Here is a 23,497-nt window from a genome sequence, read left to right as displayed (position 1 = left end):
CTTCACGCAGAGTCGAGTTGGTGGGTGGGCTCAGACCTGCTGGCCGACGTTCCAGAAGAAGTTGATGAGCGTGACCGCGGCGCCGCAGATGATCGCCGCCCCGCAGGAGACGAGGACGCCGACCTTCCCGCGTCCGGCGAGATGGGGGTTGGAGCTGTTGGCGCCGAAGCCCCAGACGATCGCCGAGACGATCAGCGCGAGGACGGACAGGATCAGGCCGACGGTCATGACCGCGCCCACGATGGTGCGCAGCTGGCCGATGCCCGGCAGGCCGGAGTCGTTGGGGTTGATGTCGATCTGCATCGGCAACGCCGAACCGTAGAGGGCGGCGGCTTCGGTGATGAGGGTCAGAGTGTTCACGGCGGGGTGCTCCTTCAAGCTCGACGAGAGGTGGTTCTCGTCGGACAGGTGCACCCTCGTTCCCGGCTTGACTGATCGCCGATGAGCTTCGCAGTAGTCACGCAAGGCACATGGATCGCTGGGATCGCCACACCGGTGATTCGCTACGCTGGTGATGACCTACCTGGCACTCAGGGGAGTCCGCGCTCAAGCGCGCTCACCACGGAGGCCGCCATGTCATTCACGCCGAGCCCACTCATCGCCGAGCCGATCTGGGACATGCTCGGTTCCCGGATGCCGAGAGGCGTCCTCGGCCTCAGCGATCCGGACGTGCATCTAATCGACGGCCGCTGGGTGATGTTCATCGGCGGGTTCTCCGCCACCTTCCGCAACCGCCTCTATCGGGCGCGCCTACCCGTCGGCGCCGAACCAGGACATGCGGGATGGATGCTCGACCGGCACCCGATCACCCCCGACCCGCCCAAGGGCTCGTGGGACGCAGGCGGCATGCACACCCCCAGCTACGTCCCACCTCACAAGGGCCGTGATGCGCGGATCTACTACGCCGGCCGCGCAAGCGCGCGGCATTACGGCGAGGGCAGCGCGTACGCCATCGGCGTCCTCACGCGCGGGGTCCGAGGTGAATGGCTGCGGCGGGACGTGCCGGCGCTGGCCGGATGGCCGGGCCGGGCCAGTGTTCTCGAGCCACTCGTGGTCGCGGTCGAGAGCGGTTACCGGATGTGGTTCCTGGCTACTCCGCACGAGGTCGCCCCCGGCGAGCAGCCCGACTTTGAGCTTCACGTGGCCGACAGCGTCGATGGTATCGAGTGGGAGCCTGCCCGCCGCTTCGCCACGACCGAGGAGGGATTCTTCGACAACGCGGTCTACCGGACCCCGCAAGGATGGGAGATGATGCTCGCCCGCGGCACCAACCTGCACGGCACCACCCCCTACCCGAGCCAGGGGCTGTGGCTCATGCGGGCGACGAGGCCGTCGCCTGATCGCGCGGACTGGTCAGTGCCGCAGCGGCTTCTCGACACCGACGTGGCCGGTATCCCGTCGTGGATGGGACGGGGAGTCTGCGGCCCCTCGGTCGTCCCGTGGTCCGACGGGCGCCGAGTCGTGTTCCTGACCGGTACCCACGACATCGGCCCGTGGTGGCAGGCCGCCCGATTCCGGATGGTTCACTCGCGGCGACTCCCGGTCACGTCGCCCTACTTCCTCGCCACAGGTGCGATCGATGTCTCGATCTGACCGGCTGAGACCGACCCCATGGGACGGGCCGGGCTCAGAGCTGACTGCCGAGGTCGAGCAGCCAGTTCACCCACGCGATGCCACCACCGGCGAGCGCCGCAGCGCCGAGGGCTGTCCACGCGCCGACGCGTGCCTTGGTCGCGGCGGTGTGGTGGCCGTTGGCGGTGGCGAGCGCCCAGGTGATGGCACAGACGATCAGCATGAGCACGGCGACGATGAGGACGAATGTCAGCAGCGCGCCGATCACGGCGCGAAGGTCATCGGCCCCGCCCACGGCACCGAAGTCCGGGAAGACGTCCATGCTCATCAGGCCCCTTCTCGGATCGTGACGTGGACGTGATCGAGGTGCCTGGTCGTGACATCGGTGCCTCGGGTGTAGGGGCGCCAGCCCTCATCGGCGCGAGCGAGCGACCAGATCTGGTCCTGCCAGATCAGGTACTCCACGCCGAGGGACTCGGCGTGGGTCTGGAGCCAGTTCGTGACGGCCCAGCCGAGTTCGAGGGCTTGGCCGGTGGCAGGTTCGCCGATGGCGTTGCCGAAGGTGCCGTCACAGGCTCGCCCGAGCGGGTGTTCGGAGACGGTGCCGGGGCGTGGTGAGTAGCAGGCCCAGGCCGATTCGGGGAACGCGGCGCGGACTTGTTCGAGGGCGTGGGCGGTGCGCGCGGTGATCTGCCCATCGCTGGTGGGGTCGTCGACCATCGCGTCGGGATCGCCGCCGGGAAACTCTGTGGGCGGTCCGGTGTCCCCGCCGGGCGCGCATCCCGGTCCGGCCGTCTCGCCGCCGTCGTGTTCGCTGGCGCCATGCTCGGCGAGCCACTCGGCGGCGTCGACGGCTTCGGCGCCTGGTCCGCCGGGGCGCACTTCGAGGTGCAGGTGGGGTCCGGTGGAGTTGCCCGAGGAGCCGACGTCGCCGATGTGCTGTCCGGCGGTCACGGTGTCACCGGCTTGGACGTGAATGCCGTGGGACCACATGTGCGCATAGGCGGTGGCGACCCGCTGCCCGGCGACGGTGTGGTCGATGACGATCAGCCCGCCATATCCGCCGGAGAACTCCGCGGTGGTGACGCGGCCATCGGCGACCGCGAACAACGGTGTGCCGTCCGCGGCGGCGTAGTCGGTGCCGGTGTGGAAGGACCGTTCTCCGGTGATGGGGTGGGTGCGCCACCCGAAGTCTGATGTCTTGGTCCACGTCCCTTCGGGCAGCGGGAACAGCACCCGGGATGTCTCGGGCACTACACCGGAGTCCCCACCGCCTGCCGGGCGTGTGAGGGTGGCGAGGATGGTCTCAGCGACCGGCTGGTAGTTCTGATACCGATCCGGGTAGGCGGAGACCTCGACCGCTTGGGCGGCCTCGCCGGGGTCCATCTGTTCCCAGCCGGGGATGTCCAGTAGACCCCGCGGGCTCGGGTGGTTCGGGCCTTCGGGTCCGCCGTAGAACGCGTGCGCCTGATAGGTGGGGTCCATCAACTCCGCGACGGTGCCCCACCCGGTGGCGGGGCGCATCTGGAACAAGCCCAGCGAGTCATGATCGGACCCGTTGCCGTCATTGGGATAGTCACCCGACTCCGGGTAGGCGCTGGTGTTGGACAGCATCCGCAGGTGGGACTCGGTCAACGCGGCCATGAGCGCGATCACGACGCCGCGGTCGTCGATGCCCTCGGTCTGCCCGCCGATGGTGATGATCGTGGCGGCGTGGGTGAGCTGGGCCCGGTTCAGCGTGACCGCCTCGCCGTTGCGGGTGGTCGCAGTCAGGGAGTCCGGGATCGGCCCGACCGTCAGAGTGGTGCCCGGTAGGCAGATCGCCTCGGCGCGGGCGGCCGGGTTCATCAGCACCCCCAGACCCAGCAGCACCACCGAGGGGCCAAGGAAAAACGCGGCGAGAACGAAGGTGGTGAGGATCTTACGCATCCCGGATCACCCCGTCTCTCAACGCAGGGGGTTGTCGACTTGGGAGAGCCGCAGCAACCGGCACGCATCGAACGAGGGCTCACACGCGATGAAGACCGTGAACGAGACCGGGCGTTCGGTCTGCATGGGTTCGGTGCCCCAGATGCCGGCCCGGTGGCGGGTGCCGGTGATCGTGTAGGCGGTGGTGCCGGGCAGCAGTTGCCCTGGGGCTGCCTGCGTTTCGGCATCGGCCCAGGCGTCGGGGATCTCGACGGTCTCGATGGTGATCCACTGCTTGGTCTGATGCGTCCGTAGCTGTGCCCAGGCGTCGGTGGCCGGGAGGTAGGAGCGGACGTCAGAGGCCAGCCCGGAGGTCTCGGTCCCGGTGGGGTCGCCGACGTCGACGAGCACCTGGGCGTAGTCCGAGGGTCCGTGGCTGCCGGTGGTGTCCCAGGTGAACAACGACACCGCCACGGAGCGGGCGAACGCCTCTGCATCGGTGGTGTCGTACAGGGGGCGAGGCGTGGCCGAGGTTCCGGACGGTCCGGTAGGGCCGGGCGCGAGCGTCACCGCGTCGTCGCCGCTGGGGCCGGTGGGCTGGGTTCCGCGGATGAGGCCGTAGGCGCCGACGCCGACGATCACCAGTAGCACCACGGCGGCGGCGATCACGGCAATCAGCACCCGGCGACGGGAAGTCAGGTCAGAGGGGTTCATGCCTCACAGGTGCACACCGCCACCCAGGGCAGGAGGGGCGCAGGATCGCGCGGCCGTGTCAGACGGCTATCGGCTCACGCGGATGGGTTGCGGTCTCTTCGCTGTCCTCGTCCGCGGTGTCGGTCTCGGGGGTGCGCAGGGTGCGGACGTGCTCGGCGAACGCGATCGTCCCGGCCACGGTGACCTCGAACCGTTCCCAGTCCTCATCGGTCACTTCGGCGGCGATCTGTGCCGGGTCGTAGTGGTGCCACCAGCCGCCCAGCTCGGCCCAGACGTGCACGAACGCCCGCGGCGGCAACACCACTCCCTCCAGCGGCGTCGCCGGGGTGCGGCGCTGGGAAGGACGCTTCTTGCTGGCCGCCTTGGCCCGGGCGAGGGCTTCCTTGGCGAGAGCCTCCAGTTCGGCGGCCTTCGCGTCGCGTGCGGCCTGCTCACGCACCCGTGCCGCCTCACTCTCGGCGCGGCGGCGCACCATGACCGGCTGGGACTCATCGGCAGCGAGCCGGTCCAGCTCGGCCCACGACAGCTCAGCGTTGGTGTTCTGGACGGCCGCGGTGATAGACGCACCAGCGTCGACAGCCTCCAGCTCGGCGGCCGCACGCTCGCGCACACGCGCGGGCTGGGCTGGATCGTTCGCGAGGTCTTGGAGTCGAGAGATGCGCTCCAGACTCGTGTAGGAATTGCGGCCCGTGACCATCAGGGCGGCCTGCTCGCGTGTCTTCCCAGACCCGGGGCGGGGCGGTGGGGCCACCGTGGCCCCACCGTGTGACCTGGGCTTTTGTCCTTCGGCGGTGAACCGTGAGGCTTCTTAGCGGCTGGCGGCGTCTTCGGCCATCAGCGCCTTCAGCTCCTGGTAGAGCGCAGCTTGCTCGGTCTGGGTGAGGGGCTTGTGCAGCTGGTTGTCGTCCTGCTCAGCCAGCAGCTGCCCGAGACGGTCGGTGATCCCGGCGCGCACCCACACCTTCACGGTCCGCCACCCGAGTTTCTTGATCGCCGCCAGGCGCCTGGCCCCGCACACCAGCACACCGTCGGGGGTGACGGTGATCGGTTGCAAGATCCCGTCGCGGTCGATGGAGACGGCGAGCTGGTCGATGTCTCCGAATGCCGTGCGGTGCCGGCGTCCGACGATGATCGAGGCGACGGTGCGTTCCAGCTCGATGTGCCCGTCTCGGTTACCCACGGCCCTCGCCCCCAGAGGGTGAACTCGGGGCCGCGACGGTGATGGTCAGCACCAGGTCGTCATCGCGCAGCAGCACCCGCAACGGCTCACCGATCAGCAACCGCACCAGCACACCCCGTCCCAGCGACGTTCCCGTATAGGTGGGTTCGGGGTTGCCGAGCACGGTCCGCAGCAGCCCGTGCCACGAGGGCGCAGGCAGGTCGAGCAGCGCCCGGGCAGACTTGTCGCGGCGCAGCGCCTCGAACGCCGTGTGCCGGGACCCGGCACGGGCGAGACGCTCGCACACGTACTCGATCGCGCCGCGGGCGGTGTGTGGGGGCCAGCCGAGCATGGTGAACAGCGCGATCGTGTCCTCGGCCGCGCTGGAAGCCGCAGTGGACGACTCCGTCGTGGGCTCCGGTCCTGATGCGAGGTCGGTGCCGGTCGGGTCGTGATGGTGGAACGCGGGATGGAAGTCGGCCAGCGGGTTCTCGCGGTCGCTGAAGCGCTCCGCGTCGTGGAACACCGAGAACTGCACCCGCCTGGCCTGATGCGGCGAGCACAACAGTCCGTTGCCGCGTTCCTCGGCGATGCAGGTCACCTGCACCGCGCGCGTGACCACCGCCCACGGGTCATCGGCCCGCCTTGTTGCCGGGGTGCGCATCGCCTCGAACGCCGCCGACGCCGCCTCCCACGCATCCAGACCGTGCTTGCGAGCCAAGGGCGCGTACTTCTCCGCCGCGTAGTGCATCAGCGCGGCAGCTTCCGCGTCGGCGCGCCATGCCCGCGGACCACCCTGGTGGAGCCGGTGCAGCAAGGCGCGCAGGCCTTCGCCGGTGGTGAAGTCCGTTCGTGATGGGACGTTGGTCGTGGTCATGGTGGTGGCACCTCCTGGACGGTAGGTGCGCACGCGCTCCCCAGGAACCTCGCTCGTCGCTCTCCCGGGAGTGGTCATGGGCCTGTGTCACCCCAACCCGATTTCCGACCGGCTGGTCCCCGAGTGGCCGGACCCGCGGCTGCGGCCGAACGCCGACAACGGCGGCAACCGGCGCGCACGCTCGCTGATCGCCGTCCGAGTCGCGGCGGTCGCTTCGAGGGGAAGGCGGCGCATGCGTCGGGCCAGCTCGGTCTCGAAGCTGATGCCACGGCCCGCCCACCGGGCGCTGGACTGCGCCACCAGATCGGTCGGGCGCACCCACGCCACACCGCGCGCATCCCACCGGGCGGCATCACGCGCCGTGGCGGGATCCTTCCCGTCCAGCGAGGGGTCGCGGCGGCGAGCCAGTTCGGAGACCTCTCGCTCGCGGGCCGTCGTCTGCTCGGACGCCGTAGCCCTCGACTCCTCGGTCGTCGACTCCTGAACGTCCGGTCGGGCAGGGCCGTCCGGTGGCGTCGCCCGTTTGGGCACCTGCTGGTCGTCTCGGTCCTGTTCGCTCATGGTCGCGTCTCCTGGCCTTCGCGGCTGTTCTCCAGGGAGGTGGGCTCGGCGAACCACCGACCCACCGTGGACGCGTGCACTCCCACGCGGGATGCGATGGCTTTGTTCGACCAGCCCGCATCTCGCAGTTCGGCGGCGACCTCACGCCGGTCCCGCTCCACCGGCGCAGGCTCAGCGCCGGTCTCGGTCGAATCGGGAGTGACCAGCTCGCGGACCGCCGCGCGCGGGAGCACCGCGTCGTCCTCGACGGACACTCCGCTGCGTGCGGGTTCGGGAAGGGGCCGGGTGAGGATCACGGTCAGATGGGTGATTGCCAACAGCACCAACGGCGGCACGGCAGCGACCGAGGCAGCCAGTACGCCGGGCACATCGGCATCCGCGGCGACGATGGCGTGCAGGGCATTGGCCGTGACCGAGACGATCGCCCCAGCGGCCAGCAGCATCCACGGATACCACGCACCCCGCTGTCCGGCCAGCGCGACGACCGAGACGGTCGCGACGACGATGATGCCGTCCACGATCAGCGGCCATGCCCACGCCTGCCCCGCCTCTATGCCCGAACGCCGGGCCAGATCGGCCAGAGCGGTGAAGGACAGCCAGAACGCCCCCAACGCGATCAGCACCGTCCCGGCCACCGCGGTCATCACGGCCAGGCGTCCTCCGCGACGACGCACCACCGGCGACGATCCGGGGTTCATGAGAGCACCTGCCCAATGACAGACCGTGACGCGCGTCGCGGAGCGTCGTGCTGCTTGCCCGCCGAGGAGCCCTGACCGCCTGCGTGCGGGGCGGTGGTGCGGAACGCGGAGCGGATCGTGGCCGAGACCTCCCGCGAGCCGAGCCCAGCCTGCTCGGCAGCAGGCCCGAGCGCCGCCAGGGCCTCACCCGGCGCGGTGCCCGACTCGGCCAGACGGCAAGCCGCCCAGAACAGACCCTGGTTTCGCTCACCCTCAGAGAGAGCGGACACCCACCGCGACAGCCGACCGGCGTCCACCCCACGCACCGGCATTACCGAAGACGAAGCGACTGGCGGGCGCGGATCGAGGAAGTCCCGAAGACGTACCGCATCGACCGGCATCGGCGCAGAGGCTGTGGTCGCGATCAGCTCGTAGACACCGACCTGATCCATGCCAAAGCTGGCCCTGGACGGCGGGACGACGACATAGCCACCGGTCCCGCGGAAGTCCACATGCGCCCTCGGGGCCTGCCACGAACGCTGCTCCCGCCCGCCCGCCGGGTAGTAGGCGTGCAGTCCACCCGACGGCGTGCGCACCAGCGCACCCCACCCCTCGACCAGCCCGCCGTCTCTGGCGCGCTCCCACGCGCTGTAGCCAGAACCGCTGTCGTGGACATCGACATCGACCACCTCGACGCCCGAGACAGGTCCGGTGGGCAGGGCGACGTTCGCCTCCGGCCAGCGCGACCACCACGCTTCGATCTGCGTGAGGTCGGTGGTGGCGTCGTGGAAGCCCTGCTCCGTCAGGGGCCGCTTCTCACCCGGAACGCACGGGAACACCGGCACACCCGCGGTCGCATAGACGCGAGCGGCTTCCGGCAGGCGCAGGTGGCTGGCTTGCTCGAGGACGTCGAAGGCGGCAGACATGGCACGGCCTCACAACACCAGACGTGTCCCCAGCGCCCTATGCGCCGTCGCGATTGTCTCCCATGCCCTCGTTGTCATCGTGGTCTCCTCCCGATCCCCTGGGCACCGAGCCGATCGGGCTCGATGACCTTCAGGTACGCCGGGACCACCGGGACAACGAGACGGACAAGGACAGTGACCGTCAGGTGCGGCGGTGAACCCGACGAGTCCCTACCGGACTACCAGCCCGCCCTTCGCCCCGGCGTCGCCGACGGTTGAGAGTGAAGGAATCGAGACCAGGAGACGAGCAGATCGTGAGCATCAGCTCACGCGGCTTGCCGCGCAACGCGCCGGTATTGGCCGGGGCTGACGCCCACGCACTGGCGAAACAGTCGCGCCGCGTGGTTGCGACTCGACCATCCCACCGCGCGTGCGTCACATCGGAGAGGCACCCCGGACACGTGATGCTCCTGTCACCGATACGCATCTGGTTCTGTGGTCGGGGTGCTGCCGGCGATGTGATGCCGGGGTAGGCGGAAGGCGACCACGGTGGCGATGAGGGCGACAGCGATGCCAACACCTAGCGCGAAACTGAGTGCTTGGTCGTAGGCGGAATCGGAGGGGCCGGTTGCGGTTGCCGTGATGGCGAAGTAGGTGCTGCCGACAGTGGCGAAGCCGAAGCTGGCTGAGAGTTGACCGACGCTGTTGAACAGGCCAGATGCCTCCGAGGCGTGGTCGCGACTCACTCGGGCCAGGGCGGTCTCGGTCAGCGGTCCGACGACCAGCCCCATGCCGAGCCCGCCGATGGCGGCGCCGGGCAGGAACGAGGCGAAGGCGGGCTGGTCGGAGGCCAGAAGGACGGCGACGATCACCAGCGCCATGCCCAGGCTCATGGTGAGAAGGCCGATTTGGACGACGAGGCGTCCCAGGCGTGGCAGGAGTGCAGTGGTGCCGATGCCCGCGCCGACTCCGGTGAGGATCGCCCAGGGCAGCACGACGAGGCCGGCCATGAGGGCGCTGTAGTCGAGATGGCTCTGGACGTACTGGGTCATGACCAGGGAGAAGCCCATCACAGGGATGAAGAACAACACCTGGACCGCCATCGCGGACCGGAAGGTGCTGCGCTGCTGCAACGCCAACGGCACCAACGGCTGACCGCCACGGCGGTCGCTGGCGCGCTGCTGGATCAAGAACACCACGAATAGCACCGCGCCACCGGCAATGGCGGCGGCTTCGATGAGCGGAGTGTCGGTGTCGGCCAGGCCCGCCAGCCCCCGCAGGATCAGGAACAAGGACGCGGCCGAGAGCACCAGGCCGAGCAGGTCGAGCTGAACCCGAGTCTCGGAGCGTGCCGCCGGCAGGGTCCGCAGCGCCAGGATGATGACGGCGATGCCGATGGGCACGTTGACCAGGAACACGCCCCGCCAACTCGTGCCGAACAAGTCCAGGGCGATGAGCACGCCGCCGAGGATCGGACCCGCGGCGGCGGCGATGCCCAGCAGAGCGGAGAACGCGGCCATTGGCTTGGCTCGCTCGCTCGGTTCGTACATGAGCTGGATGAACGCCAGGACCTGCGGGACCATGAGCGCCGCGAACAGTCCTTGAATGACGCGGGCGGCCACGAGCAGCCACGCGGCATCGGCGAGTCCGCAGGCTAGGGAGGCGAGGGTAAAGCCGACCACGCCGATGACGAACGCGCGCCGTAGGCCGAGCAGTCTGCCCAGCCGGGCGCCAGTGATGAGCCCGACCGCGAAGGTCAGCGTGTAGCCGGACAGCACCGCTTGGGCTTGGGCGGCACTGGCGTCCAGATCGGTGGTGATGGAGGGCAGGGCAACAGTCACGATCGTCACGCCGAGCAGGTCGACGAAGACTGCCAGCAGGATCGCGACGAGGCCAAGAGTTCGAGTGCGCATGCCCACATAATACCTGAATGACTAAGATAATGAGTAGTTCAGGTACACTGGTGGGATGGCGAGTGACGGCAAGACCCCGGCGGAGCCCGATGCGGTAGAGCGGATCGCACGCGCCCTGCCCCCGTGGCTGTCGGCGGTCGATGCGGTGAACGAGGCGGTCGCCCGTGAGGCAGGCATCGGTCCCTCTGATCTAGCGTGTCTGCACGAAGTGATCGTGGACGGACCACTGCCGGCCGGCGAGCTGTCACGCAGGCTGCGGCTGACCACCGGGGCGATCACGCACATGATCGACCGGCTGACCGAAACCGGGCTGGTGCAGCGGGTCCGCGATGGCGCTGACCGGCGCCGCGTGCTGATCGAAGCCGTCCCGGCGGTGCGTGAGCAGATGCTGGACCGTTACGGGCGCCTGGATGCGCAGACCCGCGCGACCCTGGCCGGGTTCACCGCACGCGAGCAGGAGGTGATCGCACGATTCATCGAGACCAGCCTGCACAACACCCGCGCCCTGCTGGACGAGAGTCCGTGACCGCCGATTCACAACTGACCTACCTGCCCGAGCGTGCGAGCTGGTTCCTCTGGACGCCTGACCCGGCCACGCTCGACTCCGGCGTACCCGCCGACACCACGGCGACGATGCGACTGGCGATCCCTGACGGCGACAAGATCGTGGCCCGTGACGTCTCCGGCCAAGAGATGAGCCTGCACGAGGGATGGCGCTGGCTCCGTGATCGTGAGCCAGCGCAGACCGACAGTGACTCGCTGCGGGCCTGGACACACCTGGCGCGAGACCCCGATGCCGATACGGCGCTCCTACCGGTGGCGGCGCACTGTGCTGTAGCCGTCGACGGCGCTCACATTCACACCGCCGGGGCCACCACACTGCACCTCCACAGCGCTCTGCGGCTCACTGACACGCTCGTCGGTGCGGGGCTGGCGGCGAGGCTGCGTGGTTATCAGCTCGCAGGCGTGCAATGGCTCACCGGTCACGAGGGCGGCGCGGTGCTGGCGGACGACATGGGGCTGGGCAAGACCATCCAGACCCTCGCCCTCATGCTCGGCAAGTCTGAGGAGGCGCATCTGGTGATCTGCCCGACCTCGGTGAGCACGAACTGGGAACGCGAGATCACCCGCCACGCCCCCGGACTACGCATTGTCGGCGACCGCTGCGAGCCCGGGTCTGGCACCGTGACCGTGACGACCTATGCGCGCCTGCGCCGTGACCCCGCGAGGTTCACCGAGTGTTCGTGGGGTGTGGTGGCGTTCGATGAGGCCCAGCAGATCAAGAACCCTCGCACCCTCGCCTACCGCACCGCCACGGCCATCCGGGCCGACTATCGGCTGGCGATCACCGGCACCCCGGTGGAGAACGAGCTGGGAGACCTGTGGGCACTCGGTGACCTCGTCCGACCCGGCTTCTTGGGCACCCGCAGTCGCTTCCGCGACCGCTACGTGATCCCGATCCAACGCCGCGGCTCAACGACCGCGGCCGAGCGGCTCGCCACCCACACCCGCGACCTGGTGCTTCGACGGACCAAGGCCGAGGTCGCGCCCGAACTCCCGGCCCGCCAGGTCATCGACATCGCCTGCACCATCACAGACGAGCAACGCCGCCTCTACGACAGGGCCTTGGCCGAGAGCTTCGACACGGGCCTGGGCTTCGGCGCCACCCGCCGCACCAACGTCCTGGCATTGCTGACCCGACTCAAGCAGGTCTGCAATCACCCTGCCCAGGTCCTCGGCCAGGACGGGCCGCTGGCAAAGCGGTCGGGCAAGTTCGACCGCGTGAGCGACATGCTCGACGAGACCCTGACCACCGGCACCGGTTGCCTGGTCTTCACCCAATACACCGCGATGGGCCGGCTCCTGGCCGGCGACCTCGCCGAGCGTCACGGCATCACGGTCCCGTTCCTGCATGGCGGACTACGCCCGACCAGCCGCGACCGCATCGTGAGCGACTTCCAGGACGGCACCGGACCGAGCATCCTCGTGCTCTCGCTGCGCGCGGCCGGGTTCGGCCTCAACCTCACCCGCGCCACGACTGTCATCCACTACGACCGCTGGTGGAACCCCGCCGTCGAGGACCAGGCATCCGATCGCGCCCACCGCATCGGACAAGACCAGCCCGTCACGGTCTACACCCTGCGCGCCGCCGGCACCGTCGAAGACCACATCGCCACCATGCAGGCCCGCAAACGCGGACTCGCCGACGCAGCCCTCACAGGCAGCGACGCCGACCTGCTGACCCTCGGCGACGACGAGCTGTATGAGGTGCTGCGGCTCAATCTGGGGGCCACCCCATGACCCGTGAGTTCGGCGCCACCGCATGGGGACGCGCCTGGCTCAAGATGATCGAACCCGTCCTCATCACCGGACCACCCGACCGCGACCTACCCCGCGCCCGCGCCCTGGCCCGCCGCGCCATCGAAGACCTGGCCATCGAGACAAACCAGGTCACCGTTCGGCTCACCGAACGCGGCCACGAGCACAAGATCACTCTGAACATCCCGACCTGGAACCGTGAAGAACAGAACGTGGTCGCCCGGACCATCGGCCAAGCCGCGTCGTCGTGGAGCAGCGACCTGCCCGACCACCTCGTCACCGAACTGACCTCCGCCGGAGTATCGATTACGCCGCCCATTGGTGAGATCACCGCTACCAGCGACACCGGCGAAGCGAGTCGACGGCACGTCCTCGCTATCTGTTACGCCCTCGTCCAGAAGGTCGACGAAGAACCTGTCGTCGCCGTCCGGCTTCGGATGCCGAGAGTGACCGCGCCGCACTCGGGGGGATCAGCGTCCGACGACATGCTCGCGCTAGCCGACATCGATCCGCGGACCTTCTACGCCACCATCATTCTGTAGGCGAGGGCCAGCGCCGGCTAGTACATAGCGTTGCTTGCTGACGCATCGCTGAACTCTTCGGACCACCTGACGGTGGTCCGCTCAGCTGGCTTGATCAGAGGCCCGTAGATTTCCTCCACACGGTTGGCACCAAGGGTGCAGAGCGGGCGCGCGGGGCGCACCTGACCGCTGAGGCGGCCCCTTCCGAGATCGTCTCGGAAGGGGCCGGCCGTGGTGATGACGATCCGCGTGATGTCGTCGGGCCGCGGGTACGAATACCTGTTGAGGTCAGTCGCCGCGGGCGACGGCGACCGGGACATGGGCACTCCGCTGACCCGGTACTACACCGAGTCCGGCTGTCCTCCAGGAACGTGGCTTGGCACGGGCCTGTCCAGTCTCGACACCGGCCAGGGTCCAGCGCTCGCGGACGGCGACACGGTGACCGAGGAGCACCTCGCCAGGCTGCTCGGCGAGGGCGTGCATCCGGTGACCGGCAAGAAGCTCGGGTCGCCGTATCCGCGGCTGCTTCCCCCGCGGGAGCGGATTGCGGCGAGGGTTGCGCGGCTGGATGCGTCGCTGACCGGTGCGCAACGGCAGGAAGCCATCGAGCGCATCCGTGAGGAAGAGGTTGCGAAGAAGCCGCGCACCGCGGTTGCAGGCTTCGATCTGACGTTCTCGCCGCCGAAGTCGCTCAGCGTAGTGTGGGGCGTCGCCGACGCCGGGACGCAAGCGCTGCTTGCGCAGGCCCATCACTCTGCGCTGCGCGACACGATGACCATGCTGGAGGAGCGCGTCGCGGCCACCAGGGTCGGGCGCGGTGGGATCGCGCGGATGCCCGTCGCCGGGGTGATCGCCAGCGCGTTCGATCACTACGACTCCCGCGCGGCGGACCCGCAGCTCCACACCCATGTGGTCGTCTCGAATAAGGTCCAGGGCGAAGACGGACGTTGGCGCACTCTGGATTCGCGCACCCTGCACCGCGCCACGGTCGCGATGTCGGCGTCGTACAACGCCTTCCTCACCGATCACACCGCTCGCCTGCTCGGTGTCTCCTGGGCTCCGGTGGACCGCGGGAAGGACCGCAACACTGGCTGGGAGATCGAGGGCGTACCCGCCGAGCTGATCGCAGAGTTCTCCCGCCGCACCACCGGCACCAGCGACGGGGCCGATGGGATCGAGCAGGTCAAGAACCGGCTCATCGCCGAGTACGTCGCCGAGCATGGACGCCAGCCCTCGGCGGCGACGATTGCGCGGCTGCGCCAGCAAGCGACCTTGGAGACGCGGCCGGACAAGGAGTTGCATTCCCTGGCCGAGCTGACCGCCGAGTGGCGCGAGCGCGCAACCGTCGTACTGGGTGAGGACGCGACGACCTGGGCAGGACTTCTCCTGGCGCAGGGCTCGACGGAGGCGCGGTTGCGCGCCGACGACGTGGGCCTGGAACAGGTGCAAGACATCGCGGCCGTGGTGCTGATGGAGGTCGGCAACCGGCGGGCGACATGGACACGGTGGAATCTGCACGCCGAGGCGATGCGCCAGATCATGGGCGTGCGGTTCGCCACGACCGACGACCGTACGGCGGTGCTCGACCAGATCGTCGCCCGCGCCGAGGAAGCATCCCTGCGGCTCACACCCGACTATGACCGCGCGGTGCCCGACCACTACCGGAGCATGGACGGCTCGACTCGCTTCCAGCCCGCCGATCAGGTGGCGTACTCGAGCCAAGACATCCTGGACGCCGAAACCCGGCTCCTTCATCACTCCCAGACCGCGGACGCGCCGCAACTGTCCGGACGGCTGCTCGCCAGGCACATCTCACGCAAGATCAAGGGCGTCCAGCTCGCGGCGGACCAGGCGGCGGCGATCACCGTGATCGCAGGCTCCGGACTCACCCTCGATCTGCTCGTTGGGCCTGCCGGGGCCGGGAAGACCACGGCGCTGCGCGCCCTGCACCGGGCATGGACGGCCGCGCACGGCAAGGACTCCGTGATCGGTCTGGCCCCGTCCGCGGCCGCCGCCGAAGTTCTCGGAGACTCCCTCGGCGTCCGGGCCGAGAACACGGCTAAGTTCCTCTACGAACACCACCGCGACCGGTGGAACCTCCAGCCCGGGCAGCTCGTGCTCGTCGACGAAGCCTCGCTCGCCGGGACCCTCGCCCTGGACCGCATCACCACCCACGCCGCTGAGGTCGGCGCCAAGGTCCTGCTCATCGGTGACTGGGCGCAGCTCTCGGCGATCGAGACCGGGGGAGCGTTCGGGATGCTCGTGCGCCACCGCCACAAGGTGCCCGAGCTGACCGACGTGCGCCGCTTCGCGAACGAGTGGGAGAAGAGCGCCAGCCTCGGTCTACGCCACGGGAACGCGGGTATCCTGGAGACCTACGACACGCACGGACGACTTCACGACGGCGAACTCGACGCGATGCTCGATGCCGTCTACGACGCTTGGCGGGCAGACCGGGCTGCGGGCCGCTCGACGTTGATGATCGCGGGCAACGGCGACACGGTGGCCGAGCTGAACCAACGCGCCCGCGCCGACTTTATCGAGGCGGGCGTCGTCGAGGCCGACGGCGTGCGGTTGCACGACGGGACGGCCGCTGGCGTTGGGGATCTCGTTGTCACCCGTCGCAACGACCGGCGCCTGAGCACCGGGCGATCGTGGGTGAAGAACGGTGACCGCTGGCAGATCACCTACCGCTACGACGACGGCTCCTGCGCCGTGCGTCGGCTCGGCAAAGGTGACATTCCGCGCGGGAAGGCGCTCGTGCTGCCTGCCGGATACGTGCGCGAGGACTTGGAGCTTGGCTACGCCTCGACGGTTCACCGGGCTCAGGGCTCGACCGTGGACACCGCCCATGCACTCATCGATCCTGAGAAGGCGTCGCGGGAGCTGCTCTACGTCGCCCTCACCCGAGGACGCGAGAGCAATCACGCCTACGTCGTCCAGCCCGACCCGCACGAGGTCGAACCCCACCTCGACCAGCCCGACACCGCGACCGTGACCGAGCAACTGGCACGTGTGCTCGCGCGCAGCGACGCCGAGTTGTCGGCGACCGAGACACTCAAGCTCGAGGCCGACCGTCACGCCTCCTTGTCCACGCTGCTGGACGAGTACGACGTCCTGGCCCGCGAAGCCCAAGTCGACCGGTGGGCGGCACTGCTCGATGTCGCACCGTTCCCCGAGGACGTCGCCGATGACGTGTTCACCAGCCCCTACTACGACCACCTCGAAGGCGCACTCGCCCGCCACGAAGCTGCCGGCCACGACGTCACCGCGATCCTGACCGCCCTGGCCCCGTCCCTCACTCCCGGCGAAGACCCAACCGACCCCGCGGCCCAACTCGCCACGAGTATCGACCAGGCCACGACGCGCTTGCCGGAAGGTCGGAGCACACGGGCGCGACGGGCAGCCGGGCTCATCGCGACTCCCGCCGAACCGATCCCGAACGACATGCGAGCCGCACTCAACGAACGAGCCGCCCTCATCGAGGCCGCCGCCCAACAGGCTCTCCACCATGCGATCAATGCGGGGGAGGACTGGACCGCGCACATTGGGCGTCCCAGCGCGAACCTGCGCGCTCGCAATGCCTGGCTCACCGCCGCCACGACCATCGCCTTGTACCGGCACCGCTACGACATCATCGGGCCGGCGCCGCTGGGCAACCCGAAGGACATCACCAGAGCGCAACAGTCGGACGAGTACCGGGCAGCGTCTGCCGCGCTGCGCCGCGCCCAGTCCGCCGCCGAGCGTTCCGCCCAGCCCATCCCGCGCAGGGACGCGCAGCGGGTCGACCAGAGCCGCCGCCTGTGAACGTCCGGCCAGACGGGCTAGCGTGAAGAAGCATGACGGAGCGCGTCCATGACAGCGGCGACGAGGTGGTCTTCTACGACGACCAACGGACGCTCCTGCGCGTCAGCGGACCCACCCGGCTCCTGGGTGCCGCCTACGGCGGCGTCCACGTCCGCACCGGCGGCAGGCTCATCGTCTCCGGGATCATCAGCCAGCGCCTTGTCGTCGAAGCTGGTGGGGCCTGCTATGCCTCCGGCTACATCCGCGCGATCCCGAAAGTCGCCGAAGGAGGCTTCCTCGACGTGGCCGGACATCTCAACCCCGTCCGCTGGCCAGCGGCCGACATCGAGGGCACCATCCTCATCGCCGTCGGCGCCCGCTACGGCCAGCACGTCGTCACCGCAGACGGCTCTCTTGCCGCCTACGACTCGGACGTCGCGACCCGAGTCAACGACAGCACCCCGCGGTTCCGCTTCGTCCGCAGTGGCCCGATGCCAGTTCTCGCGAACTCGACTGAGACCGACTCCTGACTATGGCCGACGGTAGAATCTTGTCTACGCGGGGAGGTGCGGACAATGGGCAGCTATACAGCTCGGCGTGGCCCCCGCACCGGGGCGTTGCTGTGGCGAGTCGAGGCCGAGCCCGGCGATCTACGCATTCTGCCTGATGGAGTCATGGACCTCATGTGGTCCGAGGGTCGCTTCTTGTTCGCCGGCGCGGACACCACCGCCATGATCTCGTCGTCCGAGACCGGCGGGGTGACGTGGGGGTTGAGGCTGCCACCGGGCGCCGCGCATGTTCTGATGGGCATTCCCGCACACGAGCTGACCGATCAGCGGTTCGATCTGAGTGAGCTGATCACGGTGCCGAACATGGTGACGGAGAGCGCCCACGCTGATCCCGCGGCGGCGCTGGAGCGCCTTCTTGTCACGCGTTGGGAGAAGGCCGCGCCCGAAGCGTCTGCGCTTCGACTCGCCGAGTCGTTGGACAAGACCGCAAGGGCGGGCCTCAGCGTGACGGACATGGCATACCGTCACGGTCTCTCGGAACGCACCCTGCGTCGCGTCAGCGACAAGCTGTTCGGGTACGGCCCGAAGACGCTCACCGCGATCCACCGTTTTCAGTACGCTCTCCACCTGGCCCGATCGGGCACCCCGCTCGCCGAGGCCGCCACGATGGCCGGATATGTCGATCAATCCCACCTGAACCGCGACGCCCAACGTCTGGCCGGAACCACTCCCGGCGCGCTCGCCGCATAAGGACCGCTGCAAGCGACCACCGTGTTTGGCAGCATCCTCAGGGCTGACCGATTCGTCCAAGACCACAGCGCATCCCCCGTGACACCGTGGGAAGCATGAGTTACGACATCGGGCGAGCGGCATCGTTCCTGGCAGCCCACGGACGCGTACTGGATCGACGACGCTTTGCCCTGCTCACCGGAGGGACGACCGCGACCGATCGTGCCGCGGTGCTGGCTGCGGTCGACGGCTACCGCAACGGTGACGGCGGCTACAGCTGGGGCATCGAGCCCGATCTTCGCGCGCCCGAGAGCCAACCAGCCGGTGCCCTTCACGCGCTGGAGGCGATCGGTGACGCTGGTGCGGAGACGACATCGGCGACGACCCAACTGTTCGACTGGCTCGACTCCGTGACTCTTCCCGACGGCGGCCTCCCGTTCGCACTGCCGATCGCCAACCCCGCGGCCTGCGCTCCCTTCTGGGTCGAGTCCGACCCGGAGGAGTCGTCGTTGCAGATCACTGCCGGCGTCGCCGCCCAGGCTCATCGCCTCGCCCGCGACACTCAGAAAGCGCGCGAGCATCCCTGGCTGGCACGGGTCACCCGCTACTGCTTCGACGCGATTGACCAGATGGACGAGAAGCCTTTCGCCTACGTCCTGTCGTTCGCCCTTCAGCTCCTTGATGCGGCCGCTGACAGCCACCCCGAAGCCCACGAATTCCTGCAGCGCCTTGGCAAATACGTGCCTGCTGACGGTGCGATCCCGGTCGAAGGAGGGGCCGCAGGTGAGACGCTCCATCTCCTCGATTTCGCGCCCGAGCCGGGACGTCCGGTCCGCAGCCTTGTCGACGAGGCCGCAGTCGTCGCTGACCTGGATCGTCTGGAGAACGGGCAGCAGAGCGATGGTGGGTGGATCGTGGACTTCACCAGCTACTCCGAGGCCGCAGCCCTCGAATGGCGCGGCTATGCCACCGTCTCGGCGGTGGCGATCCTCCGAGCCAACGGCCGATAGCAGGACCGCTCATGCTCATACCGTATGGTGATACGGTATGAGCATGAGCGAGAATAGGTTGACGCGGACGCGGCGTGCTGGCGGGACCAGACGAGCACAGGTGCTGGAGCAGGTCGTGGAGGTGTTGTCCGAGCGTGGGTATGCCGCGACCCGGTTCGCCGACGTGTCGCAGGCGTCGGGTGTCGCGGTGTCGACATTGCAGGGCTACTTCGGGTCCCGTGAGGACATGCTCATCGAGGCACTTCAAGGTGCGACCTCGGGCGAGGTCGAGGCCTTGGCCGAGCTGGCCGCAGGGTTCGAGGACCCGTGGCAGCAGTTGGTCGCGCTGGTCGACCGCGGCTTGTCCACGCCGGTGCCGACGTGGCGGATGCTGATGGAGTTCTGGACCGCCGCCGCTCACGATGCCGAGCTGCGCGCCCACGCCGCCGCGTTGGCCGAACAGTACCGACAACCGTTCTTAGACGCGATGGAGCGTGGGGTGGAGTCTGGCTCGTTCTCTCCCCGGTTCGCGGTCACCGCGATCGTGGACGTGGTGGTCGCGACAATGGACGGCCTGCTCTACCCCCTCGTGCTAGGGCACCGAGCCTCGGCCGATCTGGACTACCGCGATGTGGTGCTCGCCCAGCTCGCCTTCGTCCTCGGGACCAACCCATGACGGCCCTGGTCACCGCCTCCAGCGGGAAAGTCGGCCGCGAAGCGCTGGCACAGCTTCAATCTCGGGACGTCGACGTGCGGGCAGCGTCCCGCCGCAGCGCCATCCCGCTGGACTGGAGCGACCCAGCAACGTGGCCGGCGGCACTGGAGGGCGTGGACCGGGTCTTCCTGATCGTCCCCGGAGGCGACGACGGCCACCGCTCGGTCACCGGGCTGGGGACAGCGGTGGTCGAGTTCCTCGACCTCGCCCAGCGCCGAGGTGCCGAGCGCGTGGTGCTGATGACCGCCCTGGGCATGGAATACGCTCCGGCCGATGTCGAGCAGCGCGCCGTTGAACTGCACCTGCAACGCAGTGACCTGGCCTGGACGATCCTGCGGCCGAACTGGTTCTTCCAGAACCTGACCGACGGCCCCTTGCGCGCCCTCGCCGACGCACACGACGGCTTGCTGCGCCTGCCGACCAGCGATGCCGCGGTCAGCTTCATCGACACCCGCGACATCGCCGCCGTCGCCGTCGAAGCCCTCCTCGGCGATCACGACGGCCGCGAGTACGCACTGACCGGACCACAGAGCCTGACCTTCACCGACCTCGCCGCCGCCTGTCGAGACTCCACGATTCCGATCGAGCAGTATCAGCCGGTCTCGGAGGAGGAGTTTCGCCGCGCAGCGCTCGACCTGGGGTGGCACCCCGACTACGTCAACACCCTCACCAGCCTGTTCGCGACGATCGACGCCGGCCATGCCGCGCCCGTGCTTCCCGACACCGCCGAGGTTCTGGGTCGCGCACCACGACCGGTCACCGAGTTCGTCAGGGCAGCCCGATGATCCTCACCAACCGGATCGCCCACGATGTCGCCACCGGGAAGGTCGCTATCGCTTATCGCCGCTGGACGACGCCTCGCGTGACACCCGGATCGACGTTCCGCACCGTGGCCGGCATCGTGCGCATCGAGGCGATCGACCGAGCCGACCCCGAACAGCTCGACGCCACTGCCGCGCGGGACGCCGGCTACGCCACCCTCGAGGAGCTGCTCACCACCTTCCGCGGGGACGACAGCATCCCGCTGTGGCGGATCGCTGTGGCGTGGGTCGGCTCCGATGCCCGAGAAGCGCTCGCGGAGAACGCAGTGCTCTCGCCCTCCGATATCGCCGACATCGACGCCCTGCTGGACCGCCTCGACGCCCGCACCCCGTGGGCACGCACCACGCTGAACCGGATCGCAGGCCAGCCGGGCATCACCGCCGGGCAGCTCGTCGATGGACTGCCGCTCGGCAAGGACTCCCTCAAACGCCGCATCCGCACCCTCAAAGAGCACGGCCTGACCCGCAGCCTGCCCACCGGCTACGAACTCTCCGCCCGCGGCCGGGCCTACCTGTCAGCTACCAGTCCCGAAAGGCCCGCCCCATGACCGAGACCACCGCCGGTGTCCCGAACCTCATCGACCTCCAAACCCCCGACTCCGATGCAGCCGCCCAGTTCTACGTCGAACTGTTCGGCTGGCGCATCGAGGACAAGGCGCCGGCCGGCTACCGCTACTCTCGCACGCTCGACGGCGCCGTGATCGCGGGGCTCCGCCAAACAGACGGCGACCAGCCCGCAGCGTGGACGGTCTACCTGACCACGAACGACATCGCCCGCGCCACGAGGCACACAGCCGAAAGCGATGCCCGCATTCTGTACGGTCCCGTAGACGTCCCCGGCCAGGGAGAAGTCGCACTCATCGCTGATCCCACGGGCGCGATCACCGGCCTCTGGCAGCCGCGACCGGGCTGGCGCTTCGCCAGTCACACCCCCGGCGCGTTCGCGTGGGCCGAGCTTCTGACCCCTAGAGGCAGCGTCGCCGACGACTTCTACGCTCGGCTCGTCGGACTCGGCTCGACACAGATCGGAAACGCAGACACCTACGACTACGCAGTCTGGACGCCGACCGGACATCAGGCACCCGTGGCCGGACGCCACCAGATCGTTGCCCACGACGGTGGTCCGGCGCACTGGCGCGTCTACTTCACCGTCGACCCAGCCATCGGCACCGACCAAGTCCTGACGAACGCGCTACGGCTCGGAGCGACCCTCGTCGCCGAACCCAGCGACATCCCAGCCGGACGCGTCGCCGTGCTGGCCGACCCCGCTGGAGCACAGTTCGCTCTGCTGACACCGGCACCGCGAACCTAACCGGCACACGTGCAAGTAGCCCGAGCGTGTGTCGTCGATCGAGGAAACCGCAACCGGTGATAGTCGCGAGTTGAGTCCCTGATAGTGGTGTAGCGCGGTCGTCGAGATCGTCCCTGAGGTGGACGTGAACGCGGCCACCGCGTGATTCTTCAAGAGATCTCTCACAACCAACTTGAAGAGGACACACGATGACCGCTCCACACATTGTCGACCCTGCTGGCCTGCTCGGTGAAGCCCTCGCCGAGGCCAGTCCCGATCTGATGCGGCAGCTGCTGCAGACGATGATCAACGCGCTGCTCTCGGCCGACGCCGATGCCGTGGTCGGCGCCGAGTACGGCCGCCCCAGCCCGGATCGCACGGCGCAGCGCAACGGCTACCGGCACCGCCCCTTGGACACGCGGGTCGGGACGATCGATGTCGCGATCCCGAAGCTGCGCACCGGCACCTACTTCCCGGAGTGGCTGCTCGAGCGCCGCAAGCGCGCTGAGACTGCGCTGATCACGGTCGTGGCGGACTGCTACCTGGCCGGTGTTTCGACCCGTCGGATGGACAAGCTCGTCAAGACCCTGGGCATCGACAGCCTGTCGAAGTCGCAGGTCTCGCGGATGGCGGCCGATCTGGATCAGATCGTCGATGAGTTCCGCCACCGACCCCTCGCAGAAGCTGGCCCTTTCACGTTCGTCGCGGCCGACGCGCTCACGATGAAGGTCCGCGAAGGCGGCCGCGTGATCAACGCCGTCGTCCTGCTCGCCACCGGCGTCAACGGCGACGGGCGCCGCGAAGTGTTAGGCATGCGTGTCGCAACGTGCGAGACCGGCGCGGCCTGGAACGAGTTCTTCGCCGACCTGGTCGCCCGAGGCCTGGACGGGGTCCGACTCGTCACCTCCGACGCCCACGCCGGACTGGTCGAGGCCGTCGCGGCGAACCTGCCCGGCGCGTCCTGGCAGCGATGCCGCACCCACTACGCCGCGAACCTGATGAGCGTGACGCCGAAGACGATGTGGCCGGCGGTCAAGGCGATGCTGCACTCGGTCTATGACCAGCCCGACCGGCCCTCGGTGCACGCCCAGTTCGACCGGCTGCTCGACTATGTCGAGCAGAAGTTGCCCGCCGTCCACGATCACCTCGACGCGGCTCGGGCCGACATCCTCGCCTTCACCGAGTTCCCCAAGGACGTCTGGACCCAGATCTGGTCCAACAACCCTGCCGAACGCCTCAACCGCGAGATCCGCCGACGCACCGACGCCGTCGGGATCTTCCCCACCCGCGACGCCATCATCCGCCTGGTCGGCGCCGTCCTGGCCGAGCAGACCGACGAATGGGCCGAAGGACGCCGCTACCTCGGACTCGATGTCCTCGCCCGCTCCCGCGTCCACATCGTCGCAGGCACCGAACCCGAGATCGGAGCTGATGACCTGCCAGCACTGACCGCCTAATCAACCCCACGAAGAGGAACGCACCGCTACACCACTACGAGGGACTTGACCTAGGGCGTGTCTGACAAAGGTTG

Annotated in this window: 24 protein-coding genes; 13 read left to right on the top strand and 11 right to left on the bottom strand. The window is 68.8% G+C overall.

All coding sequences use genetic code 11. The annotated features are described in order from the left end of the window. Positions 1-30 precede the first annotated feature (30 nt). On the bottom strand, positions 31-303 hold the full coding sequence (locus B3S45_RS11015; RefSeq protein WP_188550736.1) for a DUF6112 family protein: 273 nt from the start codon (positions 301-303) through the stop codon (positions 31-33). A 270-nt stretch (positions 304-573) separates the two neighbouring features. Here B3S45_RS11015 and B3S45_RS11010 point away from each other — a divergent pair, with 270 nt between their 5' ends. Beyond that, complete coding sequence (locus tag B3S45_RS11010) at positions 574-1,593, top strand: hypothetical protein (RefSeq protein ID WP_229745046.1); 1,020 nt, start codon at positions 574-576, stop codon at positions 1,591-1,593. 34 nt (positions 1,594-1,627) lie between these two features. Here the strand turns inward: B3S45_RS11010 and B3S45_RS11005 are convergent, their stop codons facing one another. The 10 genes from B3S45_RS11005 to B3S45_RS10965 form a co-directional block, all read right to left on the bottom strand. Then, positions 1,628-1,894, bottom strand: a complete 267-nt coding sequence (locus tag B3S45_RS11005; protein WP_188550734.1) for a DUF6112 family protein — start codon at positions 1,892-1,894, stop codon at positions 1,628-1,630. 5 nt (positions 1,895-1,899) lie between these two features. Then, positions 1,900-3,501 (bottom strand): M23 family metallopeptidase, encoded by a 1,602-nt coding sequence (locus B3S45_RS11000; protein WP_188550628.1) that lies wholly within the window; start codon positions 3,499-3,501, stop codon positions 1,900-1,902. An 18-nt stretch (positions 3,502-3,519) separates the two neighbouring features. Continuing rightward, a complete protein-coding gene (locus B3S45_RS10995) occupies positions 3,520-4,161 on the bottom strand; it encodes a hypothetical protein (RefSeq protein WP_286720629.1) in 642 nt (213 codons plus the stop codon). Positions 4,162-4,252: 91 nt separating this feature from the next. Further along, on the bottom strand, positions 4,253-4,891 hold the full coding sequence (locus B3S45_RS14660) for a hypothetical protein (RefSeq protein WP_349676000.1): 639 nt from the start codon (positions 4,889-4,891) through the stop codon (positions 4,253-4,255). A 111-nt stretch (positions 4,892-5,002) separates the two neighbouring features. After that, the gene (locus B3S45_RS14655) at positions 5,003-5,374 is read right to left on the bottom strand and encodes a ParB N-terminal domain-containing protein (RefSeq protein WP_349675999.1); all 372 of its coding nucleotides are present in this window, start codon (positions 5,372-5,374) and stop codon (positions 5,003-5,005) included. Beyond that, positions 5,367-6,230 carry a hypothetical protein gene (locus B3S45_RS10985; RefSeq protein WP_188550625.1) on the bottom strand — a complete coding sequence of 288 codons (864 nt, stop codon included), beginning with the start codon at positions 6,228-6,230 and terminating at the stop codon, positions 5,367-5,369. The genes B3S45_RS14655 and B3S45_RS10985 overlap by 8 nt, the downstream gene beginning before the upstream one ends. A gap of 87 nt (positions 6,231-6,317) precedes the next feature. After that, positions 6,318-6,791, bottom strand: a complete 474-nt coding sequence (locus tag B3S45_RS10980) for a hypothetical protein (RefSeq protein ID WP_286720626.1) — start codon at positions 6,789-6,791, stop codon at positions 6,318-6,320. After that, positions 6,788-7,489 carry a DUF2637 domain-containing protein gene (locus B3S45_RS10975; RefSeq protein ID WP_229745045.1) on the bottom strand — a complete coding sequence of 234 codons (702 nt, stop codon included), beginning with the start codon at positions 7,487-7,489 and terminating at the stop codon, positions 6,788-6,790. Before B3S45_RS10975 ends, B3S45_RS10980 begins: the two co-directional genes overlap by 4 nt. Next, positions 7,486-8,394, bottom strand: a complete 909-nt coding sequence (locus tag B3S45_RS10970; RefSeq protein WP_188550623.1) for a bifunctional DNA primase/polymerase — start codon at positions 8,392-8,394, stop codon at positions 7,486-7,488. Before B3S45_RS10970 ends, B3S45_RS10975 begins: the two co-directional genes overlap by 4 nt. A gap of 452 nt (positions 8,395-8,846) precedes the next feature. Beyond that, the gene (locus tag B3S45_RS10965) at positions 8,847-10,286 is read right to left on the bottom strand and encodes an MFS transporter (protein WP_188550621.1); all 1,440 of its coding nucleotides are present in this window, start codon (positions 10,284-10,286) and stop codon (positions 8,847-8,849) included. Positions 10,287-10,341: 55 nt separating this feature from the next. Between B3S45_RS10965 and B3S45_RS10960 the strand changes: the two genes are divergently transcribed. The 12 genes from B3S45_RS10960 (at position 10,342) to B3S45_RS10905 (ending at position 23,423) form a co-directional block, all read left to right on the top strand. Beyond that, positions 10,342-10,812: a MarR family winged helix-turn-helix transcriptional regulator gene (locus B3S45_RS10960; protein WP_188550620.1), complete on the top strand. Its 471-nt coding sequence runs from the start codon at positions 10,342-10,344 to the stop codon at positions 10,810-10,812. Next, positions 10,809-12,587 carry a DEAD/DEAH box helicase gene (locus tag B3S45_RS10955; protein ID WP_188550619.1) on the top strand — a complete coding sequence of 593 codons (1,779 nt, stop codon included), beginning with the start codon at positions 10,809-10,811 and terminating at the stop codon, positions 12,585-12,587. The genes B3S45_RS10960 and B3S45_RS10955 overlap by 4 nt, the downstream gene beginning before the upstream one ends. After that, the gene (locus B3S45_RS10950) at positions 12,584-13,147 is read left to right on the top strand and encodes a hypothetical protein (protein WP_286720621.1); all 564 of its coding nucleotides are present in this window, start codon (positions 12,584-12,586) and stop codon (positions 13,145-13,147) included. The genes B3S45_RS10955 and B3S45_RS10950 overlap by 4 nt, the downstream gene beginning before the upstream one ends. 216 nt (positions 13,148-13,363) lie before the next feature. Continuing rightward, complete coding sequence (mobF, locus tag B3S45_RS10945; RefSeq protein WP_268235185.1) at positions 13,364-16,933, top strand: MobF family relaxase; 3,570 nt, start codon at positions 13,364-13,366, stop codon at positions 16,931-16,933. A 32-nt stretch (positions 16,934-16,965) separates the two neighbouring features. Continuing rightward, positions 16,966-17,442, top strand: a complete 477-nt coding sequence (locus B3S45_RS10940) for a hypothetical protein (protein WP_188550617.1) — start codon at positions 16,966-16,968, stop codon at positions 17,440-17,442. A 45-nt stretch (positions 17,443-17,487) separates the two neighbouring features. Further along, positions 17,488-18,171: a helix-turn-helix domain-containing protein gene (locus B3S45_RS10935; RefSeq protein WP_188550616.1), complete on the top strand. Its 684-nt coding sequence runs from the start codon at positions 17,488-17,490 to the stop codon at positions 18,169-18,171. Positions 18,172-18,266: 95 nt separating this feature from the next. Then, positions 18,267-19,160 carry a hypothetical protein gene (locus B3S45_RS10930; protein WP_188550615.1) on the top strand — a complete coding sequence of 298 codons (894 nt, stop codon included), beginning with the start codon at positions 18,267-18,269 and terminating at the stop codon, positions 19,158-19,160. A 100-nt stretch (positions 19,161-19,260) separates the two neighbouring features. Continuing rightward, complete coding sequence (locus B3S45_RS10925) at positions 19,261-19,815, top strand: TetR/AcrR family transcriptional regulator (protein ID WP_286720616.1); 555 nt, start codon at positions 19,261-19,263, stop codon at positions 19,813-19,815. Continuing rightward, on the top strand, positions 19,812-20,639 hold the full coding sequence (locus B3S45_RS10920; protein ID WP_188550613.1) for an NAD(P)H-binding protein: 828 nt from the start codon (positions 19,812-19,814) through the stop codon (positions 20,637-20,639). Before B3S45_RS10925 ends, B3S45_RS10920 begins: the two co-directional genes overlap by 4 nt. Continuing rightward, positions 20,636-21,223: a hypothetical protein gene (locus tag B3S45_RS10915; protein ID WP_188550612.1), complete on the top strand. Its 588-nt coding sequence runs from the start codon at positions 20,636-20,638 to the stop codon at positions 21,221-21,223. Before B3S45_RS10920 ends, B3S45_RS10915 begins: the two co-directional genes overlap by 4 nt. Beyond that, on the top strand, positions 21,220-21,987 hold the full coding sequence (locus B3S45_RS10910; RefSeq protein ID WP_286720613.1) for a VOC family protein: 768 nt from the start codon (positions 21,220-21,222) through the stop codon (positions 21,985-21,987). The genes B3S45_RS10915 and B3S45_RS10910 overlap by 4 nt, the downstream gene beginning before the upstream one ends. A gap of 188 nt (positions 21,988-22,175) precedes the next feature. Then, positions 22,176-23,423 (top strand): IS256 family transposase, encoded by a 1,248-nt coding sequence (locus B3S45_RS10905; RefSeq protein ID WP_286720611.1) that lies wholly within the window; start codon positions 22,176-22,178, stop codon positions 23,421-23,423. Positions 23,424-23,497: the final 74 nt, after the last annotated feature.

This window comes from Microbacterium sp. UBA1612 (assembly GCF_002321605.1).
Taxonomy (GTDB): Bacteria; Actinomycetota; Actinomycetes; order Actinomycetales; family Microbacteriaceae; genus Microbacterium; species Microbacterium luteum.
Note: the sequence above shows the minus strand (reverse complement) of the source record. Positions and strands in the feature narration are given on the sequence as shown.

Bases quoted from the DNA above. Each gene is read 5' to 3' on its own strand.
- B3S45_RS11015 (WP_188550736.1), bottom strand. From the start codon at position 303: ATGCAGATCGACATCAACCCCAACGACTCCGGCCTGCCGGGCATCGGC.
- B3S45_RS11010 (WP_229745046.1), top strand. From the start codon at position 574: ATGTCATTCACGCCGAGCCCACTCATCGCCGAGCCGATCTGGGACATG.
- B3S45_RS11005 (WP_188550734.1), bottom strand. From the start codon at position 1,894: ATGGACGTCTTCCCGGACTTCGGTGCCGTGGGCGGGGCCGATGACCTT.
- B3S45_RS11000 (WP_188550628.1), bottom strand. From the start codon at position 3,501: ATGCGTAAGATCCTCACCACCTTCGTTCTCGCCGCGTTTTTCCTTGGC.
- B3S45_RS14660 (WP_349676000.1), bottom strand. From the start codon at position 4,891: ATGGTCACGGGCCGCAATTCCTACACGAGTCTGGAGCGCATCTCTCGA.
- B3S45_RS10985 (WP_188550625.1), bottom strand. From the start codon at position 6,230: ATGACCACGACCAACGTCCCATCACGAACGGACTTCACCACCGGCGAA.
- B3S45_RS10980 (WP_286720626.1), bottom strand. From the start codon at position 6,791: ATGAGCGAACAGGACCGAGACGACCAGCAGGTGCCCAAACGGGCGACG.
- B3S45_RS10975 (WP_229745045.1), bottom strand. From the start codon at position 7,489: ATGAACCCCGGATCGTCGCCGGTGGTGCGTCGTCGCGGAGGACGCCTG.
- B3S45_RS10970 (WP_188550623.1), bottom strand. From the start codon at position 8,394: ATGTCTGCCGCCTTCGACGTCCTCGAGCAAGCCAGCCACCTGCGCCTG.
- B3S45_RS10965 (WP_188550621.1), bottom strand. From the start codon at position 10,286: ATGCGCACTCGAACTCTTGGCCTCGTCGCGATCCTGCTGGCAGTCTTC.
- B3S45_RS10960 (WP_188550620.1), top strand. From the start codon at position 10,342: ATGGCGAGTGACGGCAAGACCCCGGCGGAGCCCGATGCGGTAGAGCGG.
- B3S45_RS10950 (WP_286720621.1), top strand. From the start codon at position 12,584: ATGACCCGTGAGTTCGGCGCCACCGCATGGGGACGCGCCTGGCTCAAG.
- mobF (WP_268235185.1), top strand. From the start codon at position 13,364: ATGACGATCCGCGTGATGTCGTCGGGCCGCGGGTACGAATACCTGTTG.
- B3S45_RS10940 (WP_188550617.1), top strand. From the start codon at position 16,966: ATGACGGAGCGCGTCCATGACAGCGGCGACGAGGTGGTCTTCTACGAC.
- B3S45_RS10935 (WP_188550616.1), top strand. From the start codon at position 17,488: ATGGGCAGCTATACAGCTCGGCGTGGCCCCCGCACCGGGGCGTTGCTG.
- B3S45_RS10930 (WP_188550615.1), top strand. From the start codon at position 18,267: ATGAGTTACGACATCGGGCGAGCGGCATCGTTCCTGGCAGCCCACGGA.
- B3S45_RS10920 (WP_188550613.1), top strand. From the start codon at position 19,812: ATGACGGCCCTGGTCACCGCCTCCAGCGGGAAAGTCGGCCGCGAAGCG.
- B3S45_RS10915 (WP_188550612.1), top strand. From the start codon at position 20,636: ATGATCCTCACCAACCGGATCGCCCACGATGTCGCCACCGGGAAGGTC.
- B3S45_RS10910 (WP_286720613.1), top strand. From the start codon at position 21,220: ATGACCGAGACCACCGCCGGTGTCCCGAACCTCATCGACCTCCAAACC.
- B3S45_RS10905 (WP_286720611.1), top strand. From the start codon at position 22,176: ATGACCGCTCCACACATTGTCGACCCTGCTGGCCTGCTCGGTGAAGCC.